The organism is Ruegeria sp. CE9 (assembly GCF_056537425.1).
This window is the reverse complement of sequence record NZ_JBQFRO010000009.1, coordinates 186,575-210,036: the sequence shown is the minus strand read 5'-3', so window position 1 is coordinate 210,036 and position 23,462 is coordinate 186,575. Positions and strand designations below refer to the sequence as shown.

The 23,462-nt window shown below is 54.4% G+C and carries 25 protein-coding genes; 13 read left to right on the top strand and 12 right to left on the bottom strand.

Annotated features, from left to right (window positions below):
• Positions 1-273: 273 nt before the first annotated feature.
• The 3 genes from ACR0B3_RS17240 to htpX form a co-directional block, all read right to left on the bottom strand.
• Positions 274-591 carry a bactofilin family protein gene (locus ACR0B3_RS17240; protein WP_480810138.1) on the bottom strand — a complete coding sequence of 106 codons (318 nt, stop codon included), beginning with the start codon at positions 589-591 and terminating at the stop codon, positions 274-276.
• Positions 592-745: 154 nt separating this feature from the next.
• Positions 746-2,611: a molecular chaperone HtpG gene (gene htpG, locus ACR0B3_RS17235; RefSeq protein ID WP_480810137.1), complete on the bottom strand. Its 1,866-nt coding sequence runs from the start codon at positions 2,609-2,611 to the stop codon at positions 746-748.
• Between the two features lie 60 nt (positions 2,612-2,671).
• The gene (htpX, locus tag ACR0B3_RS17230) at positions 2,672-3,550 is read right to left on the bottom strand and encodes a zinc metalloprotease HtpX (protein ID WP_480810136.1); all 879 of its coding nucleotides are present in this window, start codon (positions 3,548-3,550) and stop codon (positions 2,672-2,674) included.
• A 192-nt stretch (positions 3,551-3,742) separates the two neighbouring features.
• On the opposite strand from htpX, the gene ACR0B3_RS17225 reads away from it, so the two are divergent.
• A complete protein-coding gene (locus ACR0B3_RS17225) occupies positions 3,743-3,988 on the top strand; it encodes a VOC family protein (protein WP_480810135.1) in 246 nt (81 codons plus the stop codon).
• 268 nt (positions 3,989-4,256) lie between these two features.
• Here the strand turns inward: ACR0B3_RS17225 and ACR0B3_RS17220 are convergent, their stop codons facing one another.
• Positions 4,257-5,378 (bottom strand): linear amide C-N hydrolase, encoded by a 1,122-nt coding sequence (locus ACR0B3_RS17220; protein WP_480810134.1) that lies wholly within the window; start codon positions 5,376-5,378, stop codon positions 4,257-4,259.
• 173 nt (positions 5,379-5,551) lie between these two features.
• On the opposite strand from ACR0B3_RS17220, the gene ACR0B3_RS17215 reads away from it, so the two are divergent.
• Positions 5,552-6,340 (top strand): Crp/Fnr family transcriptional regulator, encoded by a 789-nt coding sequence (locus tag ACR0B3_RS17215; protein WP_480810133.1) that lies wholly within the window; start codon positions 5,552-5,554, stop codon positions 6,338-6,340.
• Positions 6,341-6,762: 422 nt separating this feature from the next.
• Here the strand turns inward: ACR0B3_RS17215 and ACR0B3_RS17210 are convergent, their stop codons facing one another.
• Genes ACR0B3_RS17210 through ACR0B3_RS17190 form a run of 5 tightly spaced genes read right to left on the bottom strand, consistent with a single transcriptional unit; the run spans position 6,763 to position 10,111 of the window.
• Positions 6,763-7,443, bottom strand: a complete 681-nt coding sequence (locus ACR0B3_RS17210; protein WP_480810132.1) for an NAD-dependent epimerase/dehydratase family protein — start codon at positions 7,441-7,443, stop codon at positions 6,763-6,765.
• Complete coding sequence (locus ACR0B3_RS17205; protein ID WP_480810131.1) at positions 7,436-7,906, bottom strand: SRPBCC family protein; 471 nt, start codon at positions 7,904-7,906, stop codon at positions 7,436-7,438. The genes ACR0B3_RS17210 and ACR0B3_RS17205 overlap by 8 nt, the downstream gene beginning before the upstream one ends.
• A gap of 18 nt (positions 7,907-7,924) precedes the next feature.
• Positions 7,925-8,380: a hypothetical protein gene (locus tag ACR0B3_RS17200; RefSeq protein ID WP_480810130.1), complete on the bottom strand. Its 456-nt coding sequence runs from the start codon at positions 8,378-8,380 to the stop codon at positions 7,925-7,927.
• A gap of 5 nt (positions 8,381-8,385) precedes the next feature.
• A complete protein-coding gene (locus tag ACR0B3_RS17195; RefSeq protein WP_480810129.1) occupies positions 8,386-9,219 on the bottom strand; it encodes an oxidoreductase in 834 nt (277 codons plus the stop codon).
• Positions 9,220-9,229: 10 nt separating this feature from the next.
• The gene (locus ACR0B3_RS17190; protein ID WP_480810128.1) at positions 9,230-10,111 is read right to left on the bottom strand and encodes an oxidoreductase; all 882 of its coding nucleotides are present in this window, start codon (positions 10,109-10,111) and stop codon (positions 9,230-9,232) included.
• Between the two features lie 80 nt (positions 10,112-10,191).
• Here ACR0B3_RS17190 and ACR0B3_RS17185 point away from each other — a divergent pair, with 80 nt between their 5' ends.
• Positions 10,192-10,755, top strand: coding sequence for a TetR/AcrR family transcriptional regulator (locus tag ACR0B3_RS17185; RefSeq protein ID WP_480810127.1), 564 nt, complete (start codon positions 10,192-10,194; stop codon positions 10,753-10,755).
• A 242-nt stretch (positions 10,756-10,997) separates the two neighbouring features.
• On the opposite strand, the gene ACR0B3_RS17180 is transcribed toward ACR0B3_RS17185, so the two are convergent.
• The gene (locus tag ACR0B3_RS17180) at positions 10,998-11,552 is read right to left on the bottom strand and encodes a cupin domain-containing protein (RefSeq protein WP_170417168.1); all 555 of its coding nucleotides are present in this window, start codon (positions 11,550-11,552) and stop codon (positions 10,998-11,000) included.
• A gap of 155 nt (positions 11,553-11,707) precedes the next feature.
• Here ACR0B3_RS17180 and aptA point away from each other — a divergent pair, with 155 nt between their 5' ends.
• From aptA to ACR0B3_RS17140, 8 genes are all read left to right on the top strand, one after another.
• Positions 11,708-13,030, top strand: a complete 1,323-nt coding sequence (gene aptA / locus ACR0B3_RS17175; RefSeq protein ID WP_480810126.1) for an omega-aminotransferase AptA — start codon at positions 11,708-11,710, stop codon at positions 13,028-13,030.
• A gap of 34 nt (positions 13,031-13,064) precedes the next feature.
• Complete coding sequence (locus tag ACR0B3_RS17170; protein WP_480810125.1) at positions 13,065-14,576, top strand: CoA-acylating methylmalonate-semialdehyde dehydrogenase; 1,512 nt, start codon at positions 13,065-13,067, stop codon at positions 14,574-14,576.
• 25 nt (positions 14,577-14,601) lie between these two features.
• Positions 14,602-15,711: an alanine dehydrogenase gene (ald, locus tag ACR0B3_RS17165; protein WP_480810124.1), complete on the top strand. Its 1,110-nt coding sequence runs from the start codon at positions 14,602-14,604 to the stop codon at positions 15,709-15,711.
• Between the two features lie 104 nt (positions 15,712-15,815).
• Positions 15,816-16,805, top strand: a complete 990-nt coding sequence (gene dctP / locus ACR0B3_RS17160; protein ID WP_170671124.1) for a TRAP transporter substrate-binding protein DctP — start codon at positions 15,816-15,818, stop codon at positions 16,803-16,805.
• 71 nt (positions 16,806-16,876) lie between these two features.
• The gene (locus ACR0B3_RS17155; RefSeq protein ID WP_254429826.1) at positions 16,877-17,491 is read left to right on the top strand and encodes a TRAP transporter small permease; all 615 of its coding nucleotides are present in this window, start codon (positions 16,877-16,879) and stop codon (positions 17,489-17,491) included.
• Positions 17,488-18,780, top strand: coding sequence for a TRAP transporter large permease (locus ACR0B3_RS17150; protein WP_170511078.1), 1,293 nt, complete (start codon positions 17,488-17,490; stop codon positions 18,778-18,780). The genes ACR0B3_RS17155 and ACR0B3_RS17150 overlap by 4 nt, the downstream gene beginning before the upstream one ends.
• Before the next feature lie 141 nt (positions 18,781-18,921).
• The gene (locus ACR0B3_RS17145) at positions 18,922-19,332 is read left to right on the top strand and encodes a universal stress protein (protein ID WP_170733115.1); all 411 of its coding nucleotides are present in this window, start codon (positions 18,922-18,924) and stop codon (positions 19,330-19,332) included.
• 231 nt (positions 19,333-19,563) lie between these two features.
• Complete coding sequence (locus tag ACR0B3_RS17140) at positions 19,564-20,196, top strand: tyrosine-type recombinase/integrase (RefSeq protein ID WP_170633759.1); 633 nt, start codon at positions 19,564-19,566, stop codon at positions 20,194-20,196.
• Between the two features lie 253 nt (positions 20,197-20,449).
• Here ACR0B3_RS17140 and ACR0B3_RS17135 read toward each other — a convergent pair whose 3' ends face one another.
• Both ACR0B3_RS17135 and ACR0B3_RS17130 read right to left on the bottom strand, forming a co-directional pair.
• Positions 20,450-21,229 (bottom strand): phosphosulfolactate synthase, encoded by a 780-nt coding sequence (locus tag ACR0B3_RS17135; RefSeq protein ID WP_480810123.1) that lies wholly within the window; start codon positions 21,227-21,229, stop codon positions 20,450-20,452.
• Positions 21,230-21,280: 51 nt separating this feature from the next.
• Positions 21,281-21,871 carry a MarR family winged helix-turn-helix transcriptional regulator gene (locus tag ACR0B3_RS17130; protein ID WP_480810122.1) on the bottom strand — a complete coding sequence of 197 codons (591 nt, stop codon included), beginning with the start codon at positions 21,869-21,871 and terminating at the stop codon, positions 21,281-21,283.
• A gap of 164 nt (positions 21,872-22,035) precedes the next feature.
• Here ACR0B3_RS17130 and ACR0B3_RS17125 point away from each other — a divergent pair, with 164 nt between their 5' ends.
• Both ACR0B3_RS17125 and ACR0B3_RS17120 read left to right on the top strand, forming a co-directional pair.
• The gene (locus ACR0B3_RS17125; RefSeq protein ID WP_480810121.1) at positions 22,036-22,980 is read left to right on the top strand and encodes a Bug family tripartite tricarboxylate transporter substrate binding protein; all 945 of its coding nucleotides are present in this window, start codon (positions 22,036-22,038) and stop codon (positions 22,978-22,980) included.
• A gap of 21 nt (positions 22,981-23,001) precedes the next feature.
• Entirely contained in the window at positions 23,002-23,457 is a 456-nt protein-coding gene (locus ACR0B3_RS17120) for a tripartite tricarboxylate transporter TctB family protein (protein ID WP_480810120.1), read from the top strand.
• Positions 23,458-23,462 lie beyond the last annotated feature (5 nt).

Genomic DNA, 23,462 nt, shown 5'->3' with positions numbered 1-23,462 from the left:
ACAATCTCTTCGGGCTTCGGTCGCTTGTTTGCCATTCGTGGTCCTCCGTTCCCTAAACATAACGGTGGACCAGTTCAGTTGGGGAGGCTCAGGACGAGCTGGACCTGTCAGACCACCGAAAATGACAGATAGCCTGGACAATCGAGCCATTCTACGGAAGCAGTTTGCTGGACAGCTTCCCTGAAGATACGCATCGAGCCATTCAAGTTACACTCGAAACCAGGCAATCGAACTTGTCAGAAGTGTAACTATGCTATTGGTCGTTGATGTGCCCTACTGCCCGCCCGTAATGTTGACTTTGCCCACAATCTTCGCACCGCTTTCAGTTGCCATAGCCCTGGCCGATACATCAGCCTGAACATGTGAGGTCGATGCAATCTTCAGATCGTCACATTTCAGACGACCTTGATGCTTGCCTTCCATAACGATCTTTTTTGCCGACAGTGCACCGTCAACCGACCCGCCAACCTGAACAGTGATTGTATCAGCGCTGATGTCCCCGACCACACGGCCTTTGACTTCAACGCCGCCCGCACTTGAAACGACATTGCCTTCGATTGTCAGGTCTTCTTCTACTATTGAGTTGGTCACATTGAGATCCTCTGACTGAGATAGCGGCGACCCTAAGACGGAAGCTGGGATTTGGCCACCTGCGTCTAAGGTGACCTAATCCCGGGGCGAAGATTCGCCTTTAGCCACAGGCAATACTACAGGACTGCTGTATTTGCATTTCCGGATGCTCTCTCTACTTGGCAAAGGCGCGCGCCAGAACCGAGCCCATACGCTGTGCGAATGCGGATGGGTCGATGGGGGCTTCACCTTCGACGATGCGGGCTTGATCCAGCAATAGATGGGCGGCGTCTTTCAGCAGGTCGTCATCGTTCACATTCTCTTGCGTGGCACGGTCTGCCAGTTTGGTAACAATCGCATGGCTGGGGTTCAGCTCAAGAACGCGCGGGGCGCCGTGCTGCAACTGCCCGTGGCGTTTTAACAGGCGCTCCAGATTGACATCCATGTCCCCGTCATCGGCTATGAGGCAAACTGGGCTGTCGGTCAGACGCTTCGAAGGGCGCACGTCTTTGACCGCTTCGCCCAGTTCGGCCTTAAACGCAGCGATCAGAGCAGAGAGATCAGCTTCTTCTGGTTTTTCTTCTTCCGATTGGGCTTCATCTGCCTTGATCTCGTCGAGATCTGCTGTCCCGCGAGTGATGGACCTGAATGGCTTGCCGTCGAATTCTGTGATGTGCTGCAACCAGAACTCATCCACATGGTCGGACAGGAGCAACACCTCGACCCCTTTGGCTTTGAAGCCCTCCAGATGTGGAGACTGGGCCAGTTTGGCCGGATCTTCGCCAGCGATGTAGAAGACCGCCTCTTGTCCCTCTTTCATACGAGCCACGTAATCGGCAAGGCTTGTCAAGTCGCCAACAGCGGTGGAGGCGAAGCGGCAAATCTCGAGGATCCGATCGCGGAGCGCGGCATCTTCGACCAGGCCCTCCTTCAGCACTGCACCGAAATTGCCCCAGAATGCTGCGTACTCATCAGGTGCTTTGGTGGCTTTTTTCTTCAGCTCACTCAGCACTTTTTTCGTGATCGAAGTCTTGATCTTCCTGAGTTGTGGGTCGGTCTGCAACATCTCTCGCGAGACGTTCAGAGACAGATCCTGGCTATCCACAACCCCGCGCAGAAAGCGTAGATACGCTGGTATCAGATCCTTCGTAGTCTCCGAAATGAAGACCCGGTTGACGTAGAGCTTCACATGGCTCTTGCGCTCGGGCTCAAAGAGATCGAATGGCTGGGTGCTGGGCACAAAAAGCAGGCCCGTGTGATTGAGTGTGCCTTCGACCTTATTATGCATCACGTTCCACGGCGCATCAAAGGCGTGGGAGCAGTGACGGTAGAACTCGGTGTATTGCTCCTCCGAGATGTCCTTCGCAGGGCGGGTCCAAAGCGCTTCGGCTGAATTAAGCGTGTCTTCTCCAAGTTTGACCGGGAAGTTGATATGCTCGGAGTAGGTCTTGATGATGTGCCGAATACGGGCCTCTTCGGCAAACTCCTTGGCGTCTTTCTTGAGGTGCAACGTCACCGTAGTTCCGTTGGTCACGCGCTCGGTCGGCTCGATAGAGAACTCGCCCTTGCCGTCAGAAGACCAAAGCCAGGCCTCGCTCTCGCCTGCCTTGCGGGTCACGACATCAACCCGAGACGCCACCATGAAAGCAGAATAAAAACCCACACCAAACTGGCCAATCAGGCCTGGCTTGTCTTTGTCGTCAGCCTTGAGCGCTTCAATGAAAGCACTGGTGCCGGATTTGGCAATGGTGCCAAGGGTTTCAAGCAGATCAGCGTGGTTCATGCCGATACCATTGTCCGAAATCGACAACGTTTTGGTCTTGGTATCAATCTCAAGCGTGATCGCAAAATCCTCGGAGGGTGCAAGCGACGCGTCGGTCAGGGCTGCGTAGCGCAGCTTGTCACAGGCGTCGGATGCATTGGAGACGAGCTCGCGCAAAAACACCTCGCGGTTGGAATAGAGCGAACCTGCGACGATTTCCAAAAGCTGGCCCACTTCGGTCTGGAAGGAAAACGTTTCTTTCTCAAGAGTCTCTGTCATGGCTCGTAACTCCTATTAGCAATCGCGGCGCAAACTAATGATCTATCATGCCGGTTTCAACTAGCCCCAAGGGCCACCTCTCGAAGGTTGGGCGCTGCTTTTCAACCCTTTGGCACTACCAAGTGCCCGCAGCTTGGCGATGCGCTTTTCAATTGGCGGGTGTGTGGCAAAAAGGCTATCCACCGCCTGCATGTGAAGCGGGTTGACGATGAACATATGCGCCGTGGCCGGGTTACGTTCGGCAGCAATATTGTCGATCCGACCAGAGAGCTGGCCCAATCGGGCGAGCGCTGACGCCAACCATTCGGGATTGCCGCAGATCGCGGCCCCCTCGGCATCTGCTTCATACTCACGCACCCGGCTGATCGCCATCTGCACCATACCCGCAGCCAGGGGCGCAAGGATCATCATCGCGATAGTACCGACAATACCCAAAGGCCTGTCGCGCCCGCCGCCAAAGAAGATCGCGAAATTCGCCAGCATCGAGACCGCTCCGGCCAGGGTTGCGGTGATGGTCATCGTAAGCGTGTCGCGGTTTTTGACATGTGCCAGCTCATGAGCAACAACAGCAGCCACCTCTTCACGGCTCATGTTGCTCAACAGGCCGCGCGTGACTGCGACTGCGGCATTCTCCGGATTGCGTCCGGTGGCGAAGGCGTTGGGCTGCTCGGTCTCTATGATGTAGATCGCGGGCATGGGCATACCGGCCCCTCGGGCCATCATTTCGGTCATTTTCCACAGCTCCGGTGCCGAGCGCGCATCAACGGGCCGCGCTCCATGCATACGCAGGACGGCTTTGTCCGAATTCCAGTAGGAGAAGAAGTTCATCGCAAATGCGAGGCCGAGCGCGATGACAAAGCCCACCTCACCGCCCAGCATGAGCCCGATGACACCCACAAAGGCCGTCATCACGGCCATGAGAATAAACGTACGCACCATCAGACTTGGCCTCCAAAACCCATCGCCGCGCATATAGGATCTGCCTTCTGCGAGAACAATGACCTGACACGGGAAGTAGCTGGATTGCGGGCAAAGCTGCAATTCGGAGAAACCAATTCGACTTCTCCTATCCCAAGCTGCGGCCTTTGATGTTAGAACCGCAAAAGAAAAACATTGACCATATGACTGACAATGAAGCTGGAATTTCATCACATTAACTTTGTGGCCGACGATGTCGATCGCATGCACGACTTTTACACAAGCGTGCTTGGTCTTGCTGATATCCCACAACAAAATTTCCTTCGCACTGAAGCAAACGAAGATACGGGCTATGACGGCAAAATCAGATTTGCGACCGAAGGTAGCATGCAGATGCATCTTGCAGAACGGGACTTAGGTGTCGCGTTCAAAAAACATGCATGCAATAAATCCGGTTGAACGAGGGCATATTGCCTTTCGTACCGATGACCTTGATGCCTTTCTCAGAAAGCTCGATGAATGCGGCATTCCATACTCAGACTATGGAACGGCTTTCTCGAAAGAGTGGCACCAAGTGTTCTTGCCGCGACGGTCCTGCATACAGTTACCACTTAACCGTTTAGAAATGCATCAGAATGCGAGTGCAAAGTCGCATCGACGCGAATGTTTGGAAATGACCGGAGTTCAAGGGCTCGTGTTGCTCTAAGAACCCCAGCCAACAAATTATTCAGTTGCTTGGCGTCATATCGACGATCGTCGGTTCACGATCGCCACTGGTTGGAAAGACCACCATCTCATCACCCATCTCTCCGAAATCGATCTGCTTGAGATCGACCTTGTGCACGGTCCGGTCGTACATGGTGTGATAATAGTAAATTTGGTTCTGGGAGTCGCTGGCAGTGGTGACTTGCGTGGCGCTGTAAAGCAAGTCTTCCGATTGGACGTCGTCCTGCGCACCCTCGGCGGCATCGGCCGGAATGTTGAAATTGTCGAGGATCCGGAAAGCCTCGCGCACCGTGTCGTAGCCGCCTTCGGTGTCACGTGCAGTCTGAGAGAATGCAACGGCGCGGATAAAGCGTGAAGGGGGTGTGAAATCACCAGGCAGGCCGATCATGCCGCTGCCTGCGCCAAGTGGAGCAAAAGTGACGCCACTGGCTTCGACCTGCGGTACGCCAATAGCCGTCAGGTTGACGTAATTATTGAGGTTCGTCATGTGCCAGTCATAATTTGGCGAGTTGGTGATTACACCAAGCGGGGCATCGAAAACCGTCAGCTCGCCATCGATGTATTCGATGACGATCCGCCCGCCTGAGCGGTCTGCTATCAACATGTGAAATGGAAACGGGAACCCAAGCGTCTCATCCACCACACCCACGACGCGAATGTTCTCGAGCCCGGATTTCGCCTCCTCAACGGTTTCGAAATTCGACAGGACATAGCTGGCCAGCAAATCACCGGGGATCGTGTTGTCGGCGAGTTCAGGCTTGTAGTCCTGGTATTCCGTGAAGCCAGGCAGGTAGAACAGCCCGGCAGTCAGTCCCGCCTCGTTGATCCCGTCAGCTGGCGCACCGTGGTCCAGCATGCTGATGCCAACCATTCCGTACCTTCCCGTCCACGTCGCACCTTGCTTTCCGTCCGGCATCTCGCCGGCGCTGTAGGAATATCCCCTCGGGATGATGTTGATCTTGGTTTCGAGGTCGAAGGGTCCCCATTCGGCGGTCCTTGCACGAATGATGCTTCCGTCCGAACCGGTGAGCATGATGCCCGTACAGGCCCACGACACTGAAGCAGATGCGATCAGGGCAACAACAGTCCGGGCAACCGTTTTCGTCAGTGGGATAATGTTCATAGATAAGCTCCTGTCGTGGCGTTTTTCAAAATTTTGGAGTTGCTCGATGATAAACGTGCGTCAATTGCGAAAACCCATTTCTGATTGGCGGTTTGCATCAACACTAAGTGGTGTTTCATATTAACTGTATCTGATATCTAATGCTGGTCTGTTGTAATCACTACAAAGTCGGCATGGGCCAAGACAAAAAGTTCATTAAACCAACTAAACGCAGGCAAGGTGACGTTCTCCCGGCGGGTAGAAGCCGTGATCAAGAGGAATCAGCCAAGCCGCGATTAGATATTACTGAGGCGAAGCACTCGGTTCTCAGGAACGGGTGGCTTGCTGAACAAGACAAGGCATTCCAGGCAGTCATACTGGATAAGGCCACGCTTCGGACGTTTGCTGTCGGTAGCCGAGTCTTCGATGTCGGCGACTTCCGTGGCGGCATATTTGGCGTTGCAGGAGGCGCTTTTGGAATCAAGGTTCCGCGACGCGGCGGAGACGACAGGCTCGCCCATATATGCCGTGGTGGCGTGTGGTTCGGATATGATGCCTCACTCAGCCGGCGCCATCGAAACCTGGCATTTGTGGCGGTCGAGCCCTCGATTGCGTTCCACGTCCCGCTGGTCGCGCTGGATCAGATAGCTGCATCCGACCCGAGTTATCACCGAGCCCTGACCAAGGTTGCGTCCTATGGCATGGACATTGCCATCGCGACCGTCTCCGATCTTCTGATACCCAATGTCCAACAGCGCATTGCCTCGACGCTGTTGCGCATCGCTTCGACAAATGACGCAGGACAAGAAGGCACGGCCGTCATTTCGGGGCTAACGCAGGAGCAGATCGGTGAGCTGGCCAATGCCGCGCGAGACGTTGTCAATCGAACTCTCAAGCAATTTGCATCAAATGGGTGGATCGATGTCACCTACAAGAAGGTCAGGTTACTGGAGCCTGCGGAGTTGGAAGCGTTTTGTTCATGACCCGACGTACAAAGAGCCGCCGAAAGTGCTACTGGCATCATAATCGGAAAGTAGGCGACGCGATAATTCAAACCACTTCACTCTACTCAACGGATCAGGAATTCGGATGCATTCCGGCGACCGTTGCGGCCGAGTTTTTCAACATGGATCTGCTCAAAAGGATGCCCAAAGGGGAGGTGCGCGAGAAGCTCAAACCCCAGTTCGAGTTTACAGGCGCCGGTCCATGATAATTAATGACAATTCGAGGTAGTACTCAATTGGTCAAACAAATTCAATTCTCTTCGGCAAATCGGCGCAAAGCTGCAATCCCCGCTTGTGCAATTTGCTGCATCGCAGCTTCCCAGAAGCGGTAATTAACTCAGCCACATCAATTCGGTCTTGTGTGCTGATGCTCTGGGTCAATGCAATAGTCAGCCGCTGTCTCATCCAAGCAATGCACGCATCTCACCATTTTCGAGAACGGCACTATCACGAGGATCGCGCATGGCTGTTTCCAGCATTGCACGAGCCAGTTCGTCGGAGGTCACTCCGATTGTCGGCATAAGCCTTTGGAGCGGCTTGAAGACATAATCTGCTGGTTTCCAGCTGCTCCTCGGCACGGACGGTGCAATATAACCCGGACGGAATGCGAACATCCGTTCGAGGGCGGACGCGAACAGTGCATTCTCTGCCTCTCCCTTGACCTTCAATGCAAACGACATTCCGTCGCCGTCGGGTCGGGCACCTTGTGCGGAAAACAAGCAAAATGTCGCTTTGGGCGCCGCCGTTTCACAAGCTGTCAGCAAAGCTCGTAGCCAGTCTACCGTGATCTCTTCATACTCTGCCCGGCTTACCCGAGCAGAGTATGTAGCAAGGCAGTGGAAGATCGTGTCTGTTCCAATGAGATATGGCTCGATGGCTTGGGCATCGCCGAAACCTGAGAATGTGACTTCGGTGAGCTTCTCGTGATCTCGACCCGACGGTCTGCGTCCAAGCGACACGAGCTCGTGCGCGCTTTCCGCGTTCAGCAATGCCGCAAGGACCGATGACCCCACCATCCCTGTCGCGCCGGTCAGCAAAACCCGCCCAAGTGGTCGAGATGGCTTTTTAGGCGGATTAGGCACGCCGTTCTGCCTCGGCCTTAAGACCTCGATTGAAGGCTTGGTAGCCGTCCACATACATTTTGGCCAAACGACCGCCCATCAGGAACGTGATGCCGCCCATGATCTCGTCGGATTGCACGAAACGGGTTGTCCCATCTTCAAGCGGTTCTACTTGAAAATGATGGTTGTCGCGAATGCCGCCTGGTCCCTTCTCGGCCCAATAGAACTGCGTTCCGTCCACGACTGTGATTGTGTGATCCAACGTAGTCAGCTTCTCCTTTGACGCATCAAGTTGAAAGTCAACGGTGATCTTCGATCCGTCCCTGATCTCTCCCTTGATGCCCACAAGAAAGGCCGCCCAATTGCCGTAGCTGGCCGTGTCGGTCAGTACCGACCATACCACCTCTGGCGGCGCATCGATCACGATGTCGGTGTGAATCCTGTGATGCGAGAAGCTCACTTTTTCCGATGATCCGTTTTCCATGACTTGCTTCCTTACGTCTCAAGCGCTGATTGGCGACGGGGCATCCCTGCCCCGAACTGTGATCTGCCCGAACCGATCTCGCATACGCTTGGATCGGAAGAGATAGATCGAGATGATGATGTAGTTGATGCACTCCTGAACAAAGTTCCGGTAGCGATCCGGGCTTTCCAGCATATCGAATGTCTGTACCGCACACATGGTGGCAAGCGCGGTGAACATGACCAGCATGGCAATCGGAGTGAAGCTCCAGCGCAGGGCGTATCCCAAGAGAAACATAGCGCCGGAGGCGGTGATCAATATCCAATGAAGAGTCTGCATGCCCACTGGGAAGGTTTCATTTTGCAGCGGCATGAGCGGGGCCAGTCCGGTGAAATACTCCATAAAGCCAAGCAGTCCCCAGCCGAGCATGACAACCGATGCCAGCACGACCAGATACTCGAAGCCTTGCGAGACACGGTCCATGATTGTCGTCATCGCCGTCACCCCAACATCCGCATCATGAACCGATCGAACATGCGGTCGCTCAGGATGCGGTGAAAGAAAATGGCCTGTCTGACGCCGACACCAGCGGCATAGCGTGTTTTGGGCTTCGGCGCCTTGACCGCTCCAACGATGACATCGGCGATCACGCTGGGTGGCGAGGCAGTTCCTTTCTCTGCGCCCATGTTGCGGAACCAAGCCACCATTTTCTGCGCAATGGAACTGTAAGGGCCGCGTCCCGAGGTCTCGAGTAATGGATCAATAAAGCCGCCCATAATCTCGGTGTCGATGGCACCCGGACGAACAACCACCACATCGATCCCAAATTGGGCCGTCTCGGAACGTAGACAATCGCTGAAGCCTTCGAGCGCAAACTTGCTTGAGACGTACCAGGCTGCCAGCGGTGCGTGCACCTTCCCCTCGCCGGACGACACATTGATGATTTTGCCCCACCCCTGCTGGCGCATATGCGGCAGGACCAATTGGGTTAAGCGGCCAAGCCCGAAGAAATTGACGTCGAACTGATAGCGAGCCTTGTCGATGTCCGTTTCCTCGACCGACCCATAGACAGACAGGCCGGCATTGTTGACGAGGATGTCGACACCGCCATGGTCGCGCTCGATCTGTTCGATTACAGCGACAACGTCCTCCTCCTTGGTCACGTCCATCTTGATCGGGATGCATCCGAGCGCTTTCAGGTCGTCCATGATCTCGACCCGGCGCGCGACCGGATAGACGACGGACCCTTCCTTGACAAGCGCTTCTGCGGTGGCCTTGCCGATACCGCTGGACGCGCCGGTCACAAGGGCGACTCTCTTTTCATTGTTGTTCATGGCTTCGCCCTTAGACAGTAAACGTCTGACCGGTCATCTCTTCCGAGAGCAACCAGAGACGCTTGGCCACATCATGATCGTCGCAGATCGGATTGCGGATCGCGACGCCAGTGTCCCCGCTCATCTCCTCGGGGCCAGTCGGACCATAGTAGCCCCCACCCTCGACCTCCTCAGACAGGGCGGCAAACAGTGACGGCTTGGCAGCGTCTTCGTTGGAATGCAGCAGTTGCTCGACTTGCGCCTTCATCGCCTCACGTGAGGCGTCGTCTAGATCCTGGAACAGGCCGGAGTCAGAACCACCGGGATGCACGGTCAGCGACTTCAGTCTTTTGCCGGACACCCGAAGACGGCGGTCCAACTCGTCGCCGAACAGGAGACAGGCGAGCTTGGACTGTCCGTAGGCCAAACTGGGGTCCTGCCCACAGGTCAGATCATCGAAGTGAATGCTCGCGCCCTTATGCGCAATACTGGAGAGCGAGACGATCCGCGATGCCGGATCATCTGGCACCATATCAATCAGAAGCGCCGTGAGCAGAAAATGCCCCAGATGGTTGGTGGCGAACTGAAGATCGACGCCTTCGGCATTGGAATTCGCAGAATAGAGCAGAATTCCTGCGTTTTTTATCAGCACATCGAGTTTGGCGTGTCGGGCACGAAACGCATTGGCAAAAGCATGGACTGAGCCGAGGTCGCTTAGGTCCAGCAAGATGATGTCGAGCGATGCAGAAGGAACCCGAGAAACAACCTCTGCTTTGGCCGCTTCGGCCTTCTCCTGACTGCGGCAGGCCATGACGACGTGAAAGCCAGCTTCGGCCATCCCTACGGTTGTTTCAAACCCGATGCCATTGTTTGCGCCGGTGACAATAGAGATTCTTCCAGAGTGTGCAGACATATCAATTCCTGACGAGTTGACAGTTGGTGTATGATTGTCATCATATTGACACTCCGCGTTCGTATGTCAATATGTAAATCATGGAATATCGCCACGCGTACATCATCGAAGCCGCAAAAGGCCTGTTTCTTCGCTACGGGGTGAAGCGAACTGGCATGAACGATATTGCCGAGGCCGCGGGCATTTCTCGCCAGACGCTCTACAAGGCATTTGCCAATAAGGATGAAGTGTTACAGGCTACGATACGGTCCCTGGCGGACAAGGTTGTCCTGGATATTGAGGCCGGACTGGACAAGGTCTCCGGTCTTGGCGCGCAACTGGATCTCATTTTCAAACACACGGTCATTGAGCACTATGACTTCCTGCAATCCTCGCCCAACGCCGAGGATATTATCGCAGGTGTCACAGCATCCAGTCAGGAAGAGCTTGAAGCAGGCGCCAAGAGAAACACTGAGATCATTTCCCGGGTTCTGGGGCCCTTCTCGGACAACATTAAGGCGTGCAGTCTTACCGTCGACCAATACGCTGACTTTATTCAGCGCTCAGCAACCGCAGCGAAGTACAGTGCCAAAAGCAGGAAGCATTTGCTTGGGCTTTTAGCTGCGCTTCGCGTTTCTGTGTTGAAGGTTACTGGTGCCAGCTAGAGAGCTACGACGGCCCTAAGCCGACTTTGAGCACTTCATTAGATTTCGCAGCCGCAGCCCGCATTCCGGCCATTCGCTGCACGCGCGAAATCTAAAAAGCCCGCCGACGGGGATCGCGTAAGAAATTCGACAAATGGCCTCTGGTTGTGAATGCCGATTGCATTTGTACATTCTAAATTGGTCGTCGAGTTTGACTATCCCGAGAAATATTGAAGCACTCACAGAAGAGCTCTTTCATTTAGTCAGAACGACGAAGGAGTGCAGGCGCTGATCACTTTGCATGGCGTATCTCCGGCATTCCGAAACCTGTGTGGCAATATGCTTGAGAAGTAGTACGCGTCCCCGGGACCCAGAACCCTGGACTGCCCATCTACGGTCACTTCAAGACGGCCCTCTATCACAACCGCACATTCCTCTCCTTCGTGCGACAGTTCAGATCGACCCGAGTCGGCACCGACATCGTACTCTTCTATGAGCATCTGGAGCTTTCTGTCTCGGCGCTCACCTGCGACAAGTAAATAGGAGACTCCGGGTGATCCTAGGTCGCGCATTCTTTCGTGCGGGTAAAAAAACGACTCTTCGTTTTGCAATTCAAAACTGAAGAAAAAGCCCAAATTGACGTCTACCGAGGCAAGGATCTTCTTTAACAACGCCACAGAAGGTTGGGTCGAACCGCTTTCGATTTGAGAAATCGTTCCGCTACCCACTCCCGCGCGTTTGGCCATTTCACGTTGACTGAGGCCTTTGGTCGTCCGAATCAACTTTAGACGACGGGCTGTTTCGAGATCTGATGACAAAACCGTTACTCTAGTGCTTTCTTGCTTTGGATCGAAAGCATTCTAGGGGTGCAATGATTTTTTTCAATAACTTACAGATTAAAATAAAACCGGATGTGCGGAAGGTCTGAACTCTGCAAGGATTTGTCATCAAATGAAAATCTTCTTCACGAGGAATGAACGTGCTCGATCAACCCAACACAATGTCATCGTTTTGGATGCCGTTTTCGGCCAATCGTGATTTCCTTCGCGAGCCCCGAATGATCCAAGCAGCCGAGGGGATGTACTACACCAGTTCTGATGGTCGGAAGGTCATGGATGGCACCGCCGGACTGTGGTGCGTCAACGCGGGTCACCGTGATCCGCTGATCGTTGAAGCGGTACAGAAACAGGTGCACGAGCTGGATTACGCACCAAACTTCCAGTTCTCCCACCCTCAGGCGTTTGAGTTGTCAGCAAAGCTGACCGCGATGATGCCTGAGGGAATGAACCACGCATTCTTCACTAACTCTGGCTCCGAGTCCGTCGATACGGCGCTAAAGATAGCGCTGCACTACCATCGAATGCGCGGCGATGGGGCGCGTACGCGCTTGATCGGGCGCGAGCGTGGTTATCACGGCACAGGGTTTGGTGGCATCTCGGTTGGCGGTATCGTCAAGAACCGCATGCATTTCGGCGCGCTTCTGACCGGCGTTGATCACCTGCGTCACACGCATGATCTGGACAAGAACGCATTTTCCCGCGGTTGCCCACAACACGGGGCAGAGCTGGCAGACGATCTGGAGCGTTTGGTTGCTTTACATGACGCCTCGACAATTGCAGCTGTGATCGTCGAACCAATGGCCGGTTCGACCGGTGTTCTCCTGCCGCCGAAAGGATACCTAAAACGACTGCGTGAGATCTGCGACCGCCATGGCATTCTGCTGATCTTCGACGAAGTTATCACTGCATTCGGTCGCTTGGGGGCAGCGACGGCGTCAGAGTATTTTGATGTAAGGCCAGACATCATCACGACCGCCAAAGGCCTGACCAACGGCGTCATCCCGATGGGTGCGGTCATCGTATCCGACAAGATTTACGAGTCGGCTATGGAAAATGCCGATGCGCCGATTGAGCTATTCCACGGCTACACCTATTCCGCCAACCCTGTATCGTGCGCCGCCGCGCTGGCAACGCTGGAGAGTTACAGGGAGAACGATCTGTTCCGCCGCGCTGCATTGCTGTCGCAGCCCTGGGAGGATCAGCTTCACAGCCTCAAAGGTCTGCCGAACGTCATCGATATCCGCAATCTGGGATTGGTGGGCGCGGTCGAGCTTGCACCACGAGAGGGCGCGCCTGGGGCACGGGGTTATGATGCAATGAAACTTGCCTGGGACGCCGGAATAATGATCCGTGTCACAGGTGACATCATCGCCTTGTCTCCACCTCTGATCATCTCGGAACCCGAAATAACAAAACTTTGTCTAACACTTGGAGAGGTATTGGCGGATCTGCCATAACCCCTGACTTCTAACCCCAAAAAGGACTGACATCATGAAAGATGCATCCCCGATCGCTTTGATCGGCCACTACATTAATGGCCAAATCACTGCTCCATCCGGTGAGAATACTCAGCCGGTTTTCAATCCCGCAACCGGTTCGCAAACCGGCGAGGTGTCACTGGCGAACGTCCAGACTGTCGACGATGCAGTGGCCGCTGCCAAAGCCGCGTTCCCGAAGTGGTCAAACACACCGCCAATCCGCCGCGCCCGCCTTATGAACAACTTTCTGGCCCTGGTACGCGAGCATAAGGACGATCTGGCACGCGCCATCACGGTTGAGCATGGCAAGGTTTTCACTGACGCCCAAGGCGAAGTTGAGCGTGGTATTGATATCATCGAGTTTGCCTGCGGTATCCCGCAACTCCTCAAAGGCGATTACACCGAGCAGGTCTCCACCGGAATGGACAACTGGACAACGCGTCAGGCGTTGGGCGTTGTGGCTGGGATCACTCCCTTCAACTTCCCGGTCATGGTGCCGATGTGGATGTTCCCGATCGCCATCGCCGCAGGCAATACCTTTATCCTGAAGCCGTCGCCGACCGATCCGTCCGCAGCGCTGCTGTACGCGGATCTGATGCAGAAAGCCGGTTTCCCCGATGGTGTGTTCAACGTCGTACAAGGTGACAAGGTCGCCGTGGATGCGTTGTTGGAGAACGACGACGTCAAGGCCGTGTCCTTCGTCGGTTCGACCCCGATCGCGAACTACATCTATGAAGTTGGCGCGCGGCACGGCAAACGCGTTCAGGCTCTGGGTGGCGCAAAGAACCACATGCTGGTTATGCCCGATGCCGACATGAACAAGGCAGCCGACGCCCTGATCGGCGCAGCCTTTGGCTCGGCAGGCGAACGCTGCATGGCTATCTCGGTTGCTCTGCTGGTTGGTGATGCTGCCGACAAACTCATGCCAGTTCTGAAAGAGCGCGCCGAAACTCTGAAGGTCAAGAATGGCCTAGAGCTGGACGCCGAGATGGGTCCGATCGTGACAGCTGCTGCGCGCGACCGGATCAAGGGCTACATCGACTCTGGCGTTGCAGAAGGTGCTGACCTGCTGGTCGATGGCCGCGACTATACCGTCGAAGGGCATGAGCAAGGCTTCTTCCTGGGCGGCACCCTGTTCGACAACGTCACACCCGACATGAAGATCTACAAGGAAGAGATCTTTGGCCCCGTCTTGTCCTGCGTCCGCGTCTCGAACTTTGCCGAAGGCCTGCAACTGATCAACGACCACGAGTTTGGCAACGGCGTGTCGTTGTTCACCCGCGACGGCAATGCTGCACGTGAGTTTGGCAAGCAGGTTCAGGTCGGCATGGTCGGCGTGAACGTTCCGATCCCGGTTCCGATGGCCTGGCACGGCTTTGGCGGCTGGAAGAAGAGCCTGTTCGGAGACATGCACGCCTACGGCGAAGAGGGTGTGCGTTTCTACACCAAGCAGAAATCCATCATGCAGCGCTGGCCCGAGAGCATCTCGGAAGGCGCCGAATTCGTCATGCCGACGGCAAATTGATCATCCGATCCAAGGAGTGAAGAACATGTTCATTGGTGTTCCCAAGGAAATCAAGAACCATGAATATCGGGTTGGCCTGACCCCCGAAAGCGTCGCGGAACTGGTCTCGCATGGTCACAACGTCATCGTAGAGACCAATGCCGGGACTGGCATTGGCGCAGATGACGACGCCTATCGCGCTGCCGGAGCCGAAATTGCTGCAACTGCAGCCGATATCTTTGCCAATGCAGAGATGATCGTGAAGGTGAAGGAACCTCAGGCCGTTGAGCGCGCCATGCTGCGTGAAGGTCAGATCCTTTATACCTATTTGCATCTGGCCCCCGACCCGGAACAGACCAAAGATCTGGTCGACTCGGGCGCTGTCTGCATCGCTTATGAGACCGTCACCGACGACAATGGCGGTCTGCCCCTGCTGAAACCGATGAGCCAGGTTGCCGGTCGCATGTCGATCCAGGCCGGGGCCAGCGCGTTGGAAAAGGCCAAGGGCGGTCTGGGCGTATTGCTGGGCGGCGTGCCTGGTGTGAAGCCGGGCAAAGTTGTGGTCATCGGCGGTGGCGTCGTTGGCTTCAACGCGGCCCAGATGGCCGTCGGCCTGCACGCGGACGTGACCATTCTGGACCGTAACCCTGCAGTTCTGGAGAAGCTGGAAAACCACTTCGAGGCCTCGGCCAAGGTTGTCTATTCGACCAAAGCTGCACTGGAGGAAGAAGTCACCAATGCGGATCTGGTTGTTGGCGCGGTTCTGATCCCGGGCGCTGCTGCGCCCAAGCTGGTCTCGCGCGAGCTGATCTCGAAAATGAAACCCGGTGCGGTCGCCGTGGACGTGGCGATCGATCAGGGCGGCTGCTTTGAAACGTCCAAAGCCACCACTCACGCAGAGCCTACCTATGTTGTCGACGATGTTGTTCATTACTGCGTCGCCAACATGCCTGGCGCAGTCGCCCGAACCTCGACCTATGCACTGAACAACGTCACGCTGCCGCACGCTCTGGCTATTGCCAACAATGGCTGGAAGCAGACGCTTGCAGACAATCGTCACCTGATGAATGGCCTGAACGTGGCCCACGGAAAGGTGACGTACAAGGCTGTGGCCGATGACCTTGGATACGAGTTCATCGCCCCGGAACTTTGCTGAACTGAAGCAAAGAAATGTCCCACCGCGCGTAATGCGGCGGGACACACACCACTGAGGAGGAAACCTTAATGATTACGAAGATTAACCGCCGCGCCCTCGGCGCGATGGGTGGCGCTGTTTTGCTTGCTGCAACCACACTCTCAACAGCAGCCGCAGCGGAAGACATGACACTGCGCTTTGCCGGCGTGTTCCCGATTGACCATCAGGGCACGAAAATGATGGAGCAGGTCGCAGCGGATGTCGCTGCAGCAGACGTCGGCCTGAAGATCGAAGTATTCCCGGCAAACCAACTGGGTTCGGGTGAGGCACTGTTCGAAGATGTTGCGCGCGGCAACATCGACCTGGCATCGGCGTTCATCTATGCCGATACCGATCCACGCCTGGAATTCCTGTCCATGCCGTTCCTGCTGGGCGGCTGGGATGACATGGAAAGCACGCTTCTGAACATGGATTCCGAGTTCAACACCATCCTGCAAGAGATCACCGACGAATATGGCGTGCGCGTCATGGCGCAGAATCCGGAAGGGTTCATCGGCATCGTTTCGTCGCAAGAGCCCCAGAACTGGAATACTTTTGACGACAAGGGCATGAACATTCGTGTCTGGTCGTCCAGCGTTGTGAAGTCGATGGTCGAAGAACTGGGTTACCAGGCGACCACCATGGCATGGGGCGACATCTTCCCCGCACTTCAGGCCGGCATTGTCGACGGAGCAATCTGCTGCACGAAGACCGCGACTTACTCGATCTTCGCCAAGTCGGATGTTGGCACCCATTTTGTCGAGTACAATTCGATCTCAGAACTGACAACCTTCTATGCGTCGCAGCGGACACTCGACAAGCTGAACGACGATCAGCGCGCCGCGCTGCAAGCCGCGATGACCAAGGCGTCCGAAGACTTCTTTGCCTACAATCGTGAGAACGACGAAGTGTTCGGCCAGAAATTGCTCGACAAAGGCTACACCATCCTGCGCCTGAGTGACGAAGAACAAGCTGCGATGGCCGCTCATGTCCAGGAAACGGTCTGGCCAGCGATGGCACAAAACGTCGGTCAGGACATCATCGACCGCCTGCTGGCTGCAAAAGAACAGCAATAATCACTGAGAAAAGGGTCAGCTAATCAGTTGGCCCTTTTTTCGTCTCTGGCTCAACAAAGGGAGGGAGAAAGATGTCTAGCACTGAAGCTGAGCGTCCGTTGGTCGTCGAAAGTGCAGAAAAGAAGAGCTCGCAAAAAATCACTGACGAGTTGCCAGTCATTATTGGGTATCCGCTGAAAGCAGTGGCTTTTGTCATGAGGCAGATCGTCATGTTTGCCGGTTTCCTGATGGCTTTTACATTTGGGGCAGTCGTTGTCATCCGGTATGGATTTGGCGGTGATCTGTTTGCCTACGAAGAGTGGCTATTGGGCATTAGTATCATCGGCTTTTTTGCAGGTGCTGTTCTGGCCTCTGCCCGCAACCTGCACATCAACGCGGACATTCTTGGCATTGTGATCCAAAACCCTCGGTTGATTTGGTGGCGCGGCTTTGTCGTCCTGACAGTCGAGGTGCTGGTGATCCTATTCCTCATGTACGCCTGCTATGTCTCGCTGCTTGATGACTTCTCATTCCCGCGACTGCGCGCAACCCCGGTGCTGCGCATTCCGTTTGTGACCTGGCGGATTGCGATCATGATTGCCTTTGGCCTCATGGCGACGTTCACGGCGGCGTATCTGTACGTGCATATCCGCAAGGGGCTCGGGCTTCCCTTGAGATCAGAAATGCAAAAAGGAGAAACCCAATGATCATCGGAGGAAGTCTCCTAATCGTCTGCTTTATGCTGCTGTTGGGCGTCAGCGTTTATGTAGCATTCGGATCGGTTTTGATTTTCATCGCCCTTGTCGGAGATCAATCCATCACCGGCTACTTGCCCACCGGCTCTACAGGTATCCGCTCACTTGTACTTCTGGCGATCCCACTCTTCATGATCGCCGGAGGCATCATGGAGAAAGGTAAAATCGCGGCCCCTCTTGTCTCTCTGGCTGAAATGTTCATTGGCCATATCAAAGGAGGATTAAGCGCGGCTGGGGTGTTGGCCTGCGGTGTGTTTGGCTCCATTTCCGGTAGTGCCAATGCAACGCTGACCTGTATCGGCGGCATCATGATGCCCCACCTGAAAAAGGCCAACTATCCGGGTGGGCAATCGGCGGCTCTGATCGTGGCGGCCAGCCCCTTGGGTCTGTTGATCCCACCAAGTTCGTCTCACATCCTTTATGGCTGGGTTGCACAGCAGCACGTACTGAAGTGCTTTTTGTCCACGGTCATTCCGGCGATCATCCTGATCACTCTTTTGATCGTCGTTAATCAGTTCATGCTGCGGAAGTATGACGACATCAACCTAACGGAACGTCCTAAACCGTTCCTGCCGACATTCGGAGTTCAGGCACGTTTGGCCGGGCCTGCGCTTATGATGCCGCTGATCATTCTGGGCGGGATCTATGGCGGCATAATGACGCCAACCGAGGCTGCGGGTATCGCAGTGGTCTACTCGATCCCGATCGCGATTTACTTCTACCGTGGCCTGACCTGGAAAACACTGGCTCAGACCATCCAGAATTCCGGTGTTACGATTGGCGTGGTCATGGTCATGATCTTCATGGTTCTGATCGTGTCGGACAATTTGATCTCGCAGGGCGCCCCTCAGTTGGCCAAGGATCTGGTTTATTCCGTGTCGGACAATCCGGTCGTCATCCTTCTGATGATCAACGTCGTGATGATCCTTATCGGGATGCTCATGGATGATATTTCGGGTCTGCTTCTGGCGACGCCGATCTTGCTGCCCATCGCGCAGAGCACTGGAATGGATCCGATCCATTTCGCGGCCGTAATTGGTGTGAACTTGGGTATGGCGAACATCACTCCACCAACTGCGCCGCTACTATATCTCGGTGCTCAGGTCTGTGATGAACCGGTTTCGCGCATGCTGTGGCCGACGTTGATCTTCATTGTCTTTGCATGGCTTCCGACGCTAATGCTCACGACTTTTGTCCCAGAGTTGGCCCTGTTCCTGCCTGATCTCCTGCTCAGCCGGTAGTGGCAAGAAAGCGCAAAAGCCCAAGACGAAATAGCACGCACCCCAACCTTACGGCTGGGGTGCCTGAGCGCCCTCCTAAAGATGAAGTGGGAGAGGCCAGTTCGCAGAAGAAAACTGAAAACCTAAATACGGAGGTTTAAAATGTACAAAAATATTCTAGTCGCGCTGTCTCTCGAGCATGGCATCAGTGAACACGCGCTTGTGGCGGCACATGCCCTTGTATCCGAAGGTGGAAAAATCACTGCCGCGCATATCCATGAGCCCCCAAATAGACAGATAATGTACTATATGGATGAAGGGATCGCAGAAAAATCTCTCCAAAAAGCAAAGGCGCGCTTGGCCGAGCGCCTAACAAGTGAGACCGACGTGTCGTCTATCTTGCTCGAGAGCCAATCGGCAGGTCGCGCAATCACTGAATACGCCAACAAACATGGCATCGACTGTATCGTCCTCGCTTCACACAAACCTGGGATGAAAGAGTTCTTTTTGGGTTCCACGGCTGCTCTCGTTGTTCGCCATGCTCAGTGTTCGGTGCATGTACTCCGACTGTGACGCCGGCACCCGCAACATGTTCGTAACTTCGCCCAGTGAAATCTGCGGTGATAAGCACGTCTCACGGTGACCAAGGTCTAATTTTGGTGCACCTAAAAGAGTTTCACTTTGCGGCCTTTGGGAGGTAGGATTCGCAGCCGATCTCGGCGGCAACGCGGCATCCTGTGATATCCTCTTTCGTCAACGTCGGGTTGTCGTTGTGGGCGGGAATGGCGGAAAGGAGGATCAGTTATGGATACACCAAACTTACCTGCCATTCGCGCGCTTCGCCCAGCTTGGAACAAGGGACGCATCGTCGGTCAAAAGCGCCCGTTAAAACCCAAACACGTCTGGGCAATTCGAGTAAGATTGGAGCTCGCAGAGAACCATCGCGACCTCGCTCTCTTCAATATGGCCATCGACAGCAAGTTGCGCGGCTGTGACTTGGTGAAGATGAAAGTCGTTGACATCATGGCCTCTGGTCAGATCAAGGAGCGGGCTTCGGTGCTGCAAAGTAAAACTCAGAAACCGGTCCGCTTCGAAATTTCTGAAGGTACTCGGACCTCCGTCGAGAAGTGGATGGAAGATGAACTCATGGTTGGGTCTGAATACCTTTGGCCAGGGCGTTTCCATGAGCGTTTGCACATTTCAACGCGCCAGTATGCGCGGATCGTGCGTGATTGGGTCACGTCTATAGGTTTGGAAGCAAGCGCATATGGCACGCATTCAATGCGGCGGACAAAGGTCACTCAAATTTACAAGAAGACAGGCAATCTGCGCGCGGTACAACTCTTGCTTGGGCATACTAAGATGGACAGTACCGTTCGGTATCTCGGTGTTGAGCTTGAGGATGCACTTGCCATAGCAGAGGCCATTGAAATCTGACTACTATGGGCCGCTTTCGTTAGCGGCCCATTCCTGCCGTTCGACCTTGGTCACCGTCGCTGCGACGCGGCCCGTCAGAGCCGACCTTCGCTGCAAGCGCAAAATCAGAAACGCGACGAACTGGGAGTCCGCGGGACAATCCTGTCGTTAAACCTCCGAATTCGAACGGCTGCCATTCGCACTTTGCCGCTGCAGCAAAAAACACCAAGTTCCGGTTCCGGACTTTCTTCGCATGTGAGAACGAGTTTTCCCGTCAATCTTTGGCAGCATTCACTGCCAGAACCCCACAGCGCACCATTTCGACAAGATACAACTCGTCCCAGTTGACGTTTCCAAGACTAATCTCAGGGCCATATTCTCTCACGAGCCAACGCAAAACATCCGTGCGGTAGGCTTTTGTATTTCCGGTGATGGTTTCCTTTGGCAGCTCAATCATGAGTTTGTCGGTATCGACGACCTCCGACAGCTTTGACAGAACATCACCACGCTGTTCGCCGCAAAAAATCTCTTTGTCTTCCAGGATTACAAGGTCAGAGCCAACTTCGAAGCACTTTTTGACGTCCGCAATGATTTCGTCAGCGCTCATTTTTCGATCGTGCAGGCCGACTTCTCCGATCACTTCCAAACCGGGGCGCTTGGCAACTGCCGCCAAGGCTTGATACTTGGATTCGATTTTTGAATCACTGCGAATGTTGGAAACCTCAACCCCAGTGAAACCGAGCGTTTCGCACTCGTCCAAAAACTCTTCAAAACGCCCAGTGTTTACAGCAACTTCAGCAAACAACCCTCCCGGAAAAGTGGAAATGCCGTGTTCGTTGTAAAGCTCAATTTTGGATTTCAGGGTTTCTAATGGGAGGATCCCAGCTAGATTCCCGGCAAACTTGGCCTGGTCAATGATGCCACTGTGCGATTTCATAAGATCAGCCTGGAGGTTAACCGGGAGCCCGTAGTCGATAAGCATGGTTTTGCCCGTCTGACGCGGTTTGGCGCTGCGATTGGGCAGACTGATGGATTTGAAATTGATTGCGTTCACGTCATTTGCTCCGGTTGCGGGCGGGTCACACCCATTTTGTCGTTGTCAGGATTAGTCAGATACTTCAGCGTCAGGCTCGCTGATTTTGGGAAGTGCATTGGCATCATCGCTAAGCTCTGACGCGGATTTGGAGTTCAGCAATGTTTGCTCAAGTTTCTGGAATACGACATGCAATGTCGCCAATTCGTCTTCACTTAGAGCAGCTGCAAGTTCGGCTTGCCTCAATTGACGGATGGCTTCGATCTCTTTGCTCAGAGCTCGACCATCCTGAGTTAACTCGACACGCACCAATCGCTTATCGTTTGGGTCGTCTTTCTTTTCCAGAACACCTTGATCAACCAGAAACGCCACCGCCCGGCTCGTTGAGCCTTTGTCCATTTTTGTGCGTGAAGAGAGCTCAGAACCAGTGAGCCCTGAAGCTCTGGACAACGCCCAGATCACCCGAATCTCTGGGACTGCAAGTCCAAAAAGTTCACCATAGATTTCAGAACTAAGTCGGGTCCACATCGTCGAGATCAACTTAAAATTTCGACTAATGTGATTCTGTGAAACCGCGCTCGTCCGCGTTTGTGGCGGTTCCTTTTGAAATCTCTTTCTGGCTGTTTTTACCCTGTTTACAAGGGTTTCTGGGTTCTTTTGCATAGCTCTGCCCTCAGGTGTTCGAAATTTAGTCTTGCACTGTTTAAAAGCACATGTCAACGTTGTGAGCATAACGTTGATGACACAACGTTTTGTTTGCAACGGAAGTGATAAATGCTACTAGCGAGCATAAAACTATCGTTGCCTTTGAGATGGAGGAGGCTCAAATGAAGTCAACATTCAAAACGCTAGCCGTGGCCGTCGGATTGACCGCAGCTAGTCTTGCAGCGGTTCCCGCACATGCCGAGTACCCAGAGAATCCAATTACTATTGTTGTGGGTTCGAGAGCCGGTGGCGGTATGGACACGATGACCCGCGCAATTGCGCAAAAAATGGAAGAAAGCCTTGGTGCCTCGATCATTGTCGAAAATCGAGGTGGTGGCGGCGGAGCTGTTGCTGCGAAATACGTGCAAAAAAAGCCTGCTGACGGATACACCATCGGATTTGGCAGCACAAACGCGTTCACACTTTCTCCTCTACTGGGCAAGGTCGACTACACACACGAAGACTTCAAAATTCCCGGCATGATCAACGAAGCCGGCCTGATCCTTCTGGCGCGGGCGGACAAGGAATTTGGTGACTTCAAAGGGCTGGTAGATCGCGCGAAACAGGATGGCTTCATCCGATATGGCACGCTTTCTCCCGTTGATCTGTTGGTCATGAAGGCAATCGCTAAACAAGAAGGCTTTGAACTTGACCGGATTGCAGCCAAAGGCGGAGCCGAAACCAGAGCGGCGCTGATCGCTGGCGATGCAGATTTGGTTTCAAGTGGCGCGTCCGGGCTTAGGCTCGTTGCGAAAGACGAAAACATCGTTGCGTTGGCGACATTCACCCCAAACCGACTCGCGGCAGCCCCGGATTTGCCGACGCTGGCTGAGTTTGGTTACGATTTCAACGTCGCAGCAAGCTACTTGTTTTTCGTTCCTTCAGACACACCTGACGCCGTCGTGGCCAAAATCGAGACTGCGGTGTTAGAAGCTTTGGCGCAGGACGACATCAAAGGGCTGATCGAAAAAATGGGCCACGAGTATATGCCCAGAAACACCGAGGAATCGAAAGCCCGTTTGCTTGAATCGTTAGAAGCCATGAAAGAGTTGGCTTCAGGTCAATAGCAAGTTGGGGAGGGAGAGGTCATGCCGCTCTTGACGTCTAGGGACATAGTTGGTGGCCTTGTAGCTGTCGCGTTTGGTGCCTTGTTGTGGGTCTGGTTGATACCAACCTTTGTTGACGAGGACACGGACCTGCAACTGCCGGTGTCAACGATGCCCAAATTCGTTGCAACCGCGTTGATTGTTCTTGGCATTTTGCAAATTCTCAACGGGTTCAAACAGGCCGCGCAGACAAACTCTGCCGACCAACCCTTCCCCAAAGACGAAGCTCTGGTGGTGGCCGGTCTGCTTCTGGCTCTCGCGGCAGCGGTGTTCGCAATGCAGTTCGCACCATTTTTCGTGGTCGCACCCGTTCTGACGGCGGTGTTCGTGCGGGTTTATGCGAAAACGTCGCCTTTGGTGCTTCTGGCAATCTCAATTCTCGGCCCGAGCACGATTTTTGTCATCGTGCGCTACGTGTTCGAACGCACTTTGCCCTGAGGAAA

Excerpts from the sequence above, each read along its gene's own strand:
- htpG (WP_480810137.1), bottom strand. The coding sequence starts at position 2,611 with ATGACAGAGACTCTTGAGAAAGAAACGTTTTCCTTCCAGACCGAAGTG.
- htpX (WP_480810136.1), bottom strand. The coding sequence starts at position 3,550 with ATGGTGCGTACGTTTATTCTCATGGCCGTGATGACGGCCTTTGTGGGT.
- ACR0B3_RS17225 (WP_480810135.1), top strand. The coding sequence starts at position 3,743 with ATGAAGCTGGAATTTCATCACATTAACTTTGTGGCCGACGATGTCGAT.
- ACR0B3_RS17220 (WP_480810134.1), bottom strand. The coding sequence starts at position 5,378 with ATGAACATTATCCCACTGACGAAAACGGTTGCCCGGACTGTTGTTGCC.
- ACR0B3_RS17215 (WP_480810133.1), top strand. The coding sequence starts at position 5,552 with ATGGGCCAAGACAAAAAGTTCATTAAACCAACTAAACGCAGGCAAGGT.
- ACR0B3_RS17205 (WP_480810131.1), bottom strand. The coding sequence starts at position 7,906 with ATGGAAAACGGATCATCGGAAAAAGTGAGCTTCTCGCATCACAGGATT.
- ACR0B3_RS17200 (WP_480810130.1), bottom strand. The coding sequence starts at position 8,380 with ATGACGACAATCATGGACCGTGTCTCGCAAGGCTTCGAGTATCTGGTC.
- ACR0B3_RS17195 (WP_480810129.1), bottom strand. The coding sequence starts at position 9,219 with ATGAACAACAATGAAAAGAGAGTCGCCCTTGTGACCGGCGCGTCCAGC.
- ACR0B3_RS17190 (WP_480810128.1), bottom strand. The coding sequence starts at position 10,111 with ATGTCTGCACACTCTGGAAGAATCTCTATTGTCACCGGCGCAAACAAT.
- ACR0B3_RS17185 (WP_480810127.1), top strand. The coding sequence starts at position 10,192 with ATGGAATATCGCCACGCGTACATCATCGAAGCCGCAAAAGGCCTGTTT.
- aptA (WP_480810126.1), top strand. The coding sequence starts at position 11,708 with ATGAACGTGCTCGATCAACCCAACACAATGTCATCGTTTTGGATGCCG.
- ACR0B3_RS17170 (WP_480810125.1), top strand. The coding sequence starts at position 13,065 with ATGAAAGATGCATCCCCGATCGCTTTGATCGGCCACTACATTAATGGC.
- ald (WP_480810124.1), top strand. The coding sequence starts at position 14,602 with ATGTTCATTGGTGTTCCCAAGGAAATCAAGAACCATGAATATCGGGTT.
- dctP (WP_170671124.1), top strand. The coding sequence starts at position 15,816 with ATGGGTGGCGCTGTTTTGCTTGCTGCAACCACACTCTCAACAGCAGCC.
- ACR0B3_RS17155 (WP_254429826.1), top strand. The coding sequence starts at position 16,877 with ATGTCTAGCACTGAAGCTGAGCGTCCGTTGGTCGTCGAAAGTGCAGAA.
- ACR0B3_RS17150 (WP_170511078.1), top strand. The coding sequence starts at position 17,488 with ATGATCATCGGAGGAAGTCTCCTAATCGTCTGCTTTATGCTGCTGTTG.
- ACR0B3_RS17145 (WP_170733115.1), top strand. The coding sequence starts at position 18,922 with ATGTACAAAAATATTCTAGTCGCGCTGTCTCTCGAGCATGGCATCAGT.
- ACR0B3_RS17140 (WP_170633759.1), top strand. The coding sequence starts at position 19,564 with ATGGATACACCAAACTTACCTGCCATTCGCGCGCTTCGCCCAGCTTGG.
- ACR0B3_RS17130 (WP_480810122.1), bottom strand. The coding sequence starts at position 21,871 with ATGCAAAAGAACCCAGAAACCCTTGTAAACAGGGTAAAAACAGCCAGA.
- ACR0B3_RS17125 (WP_480810121.1), top strand. The coding sequence starts at position 22,036 with ATGAAGTCAACATTCAAAACGCTAGCCGTGGCCGTCGGATTGACCGCA.
- ACR0B3_RS17120 (WP_480810120.1), top strand. The coding sequence starts at position 23,002 with ATGCCGCTCTTGACGTCTAGGGACATAGTTGGTGGCCTTGTAGCTGTC.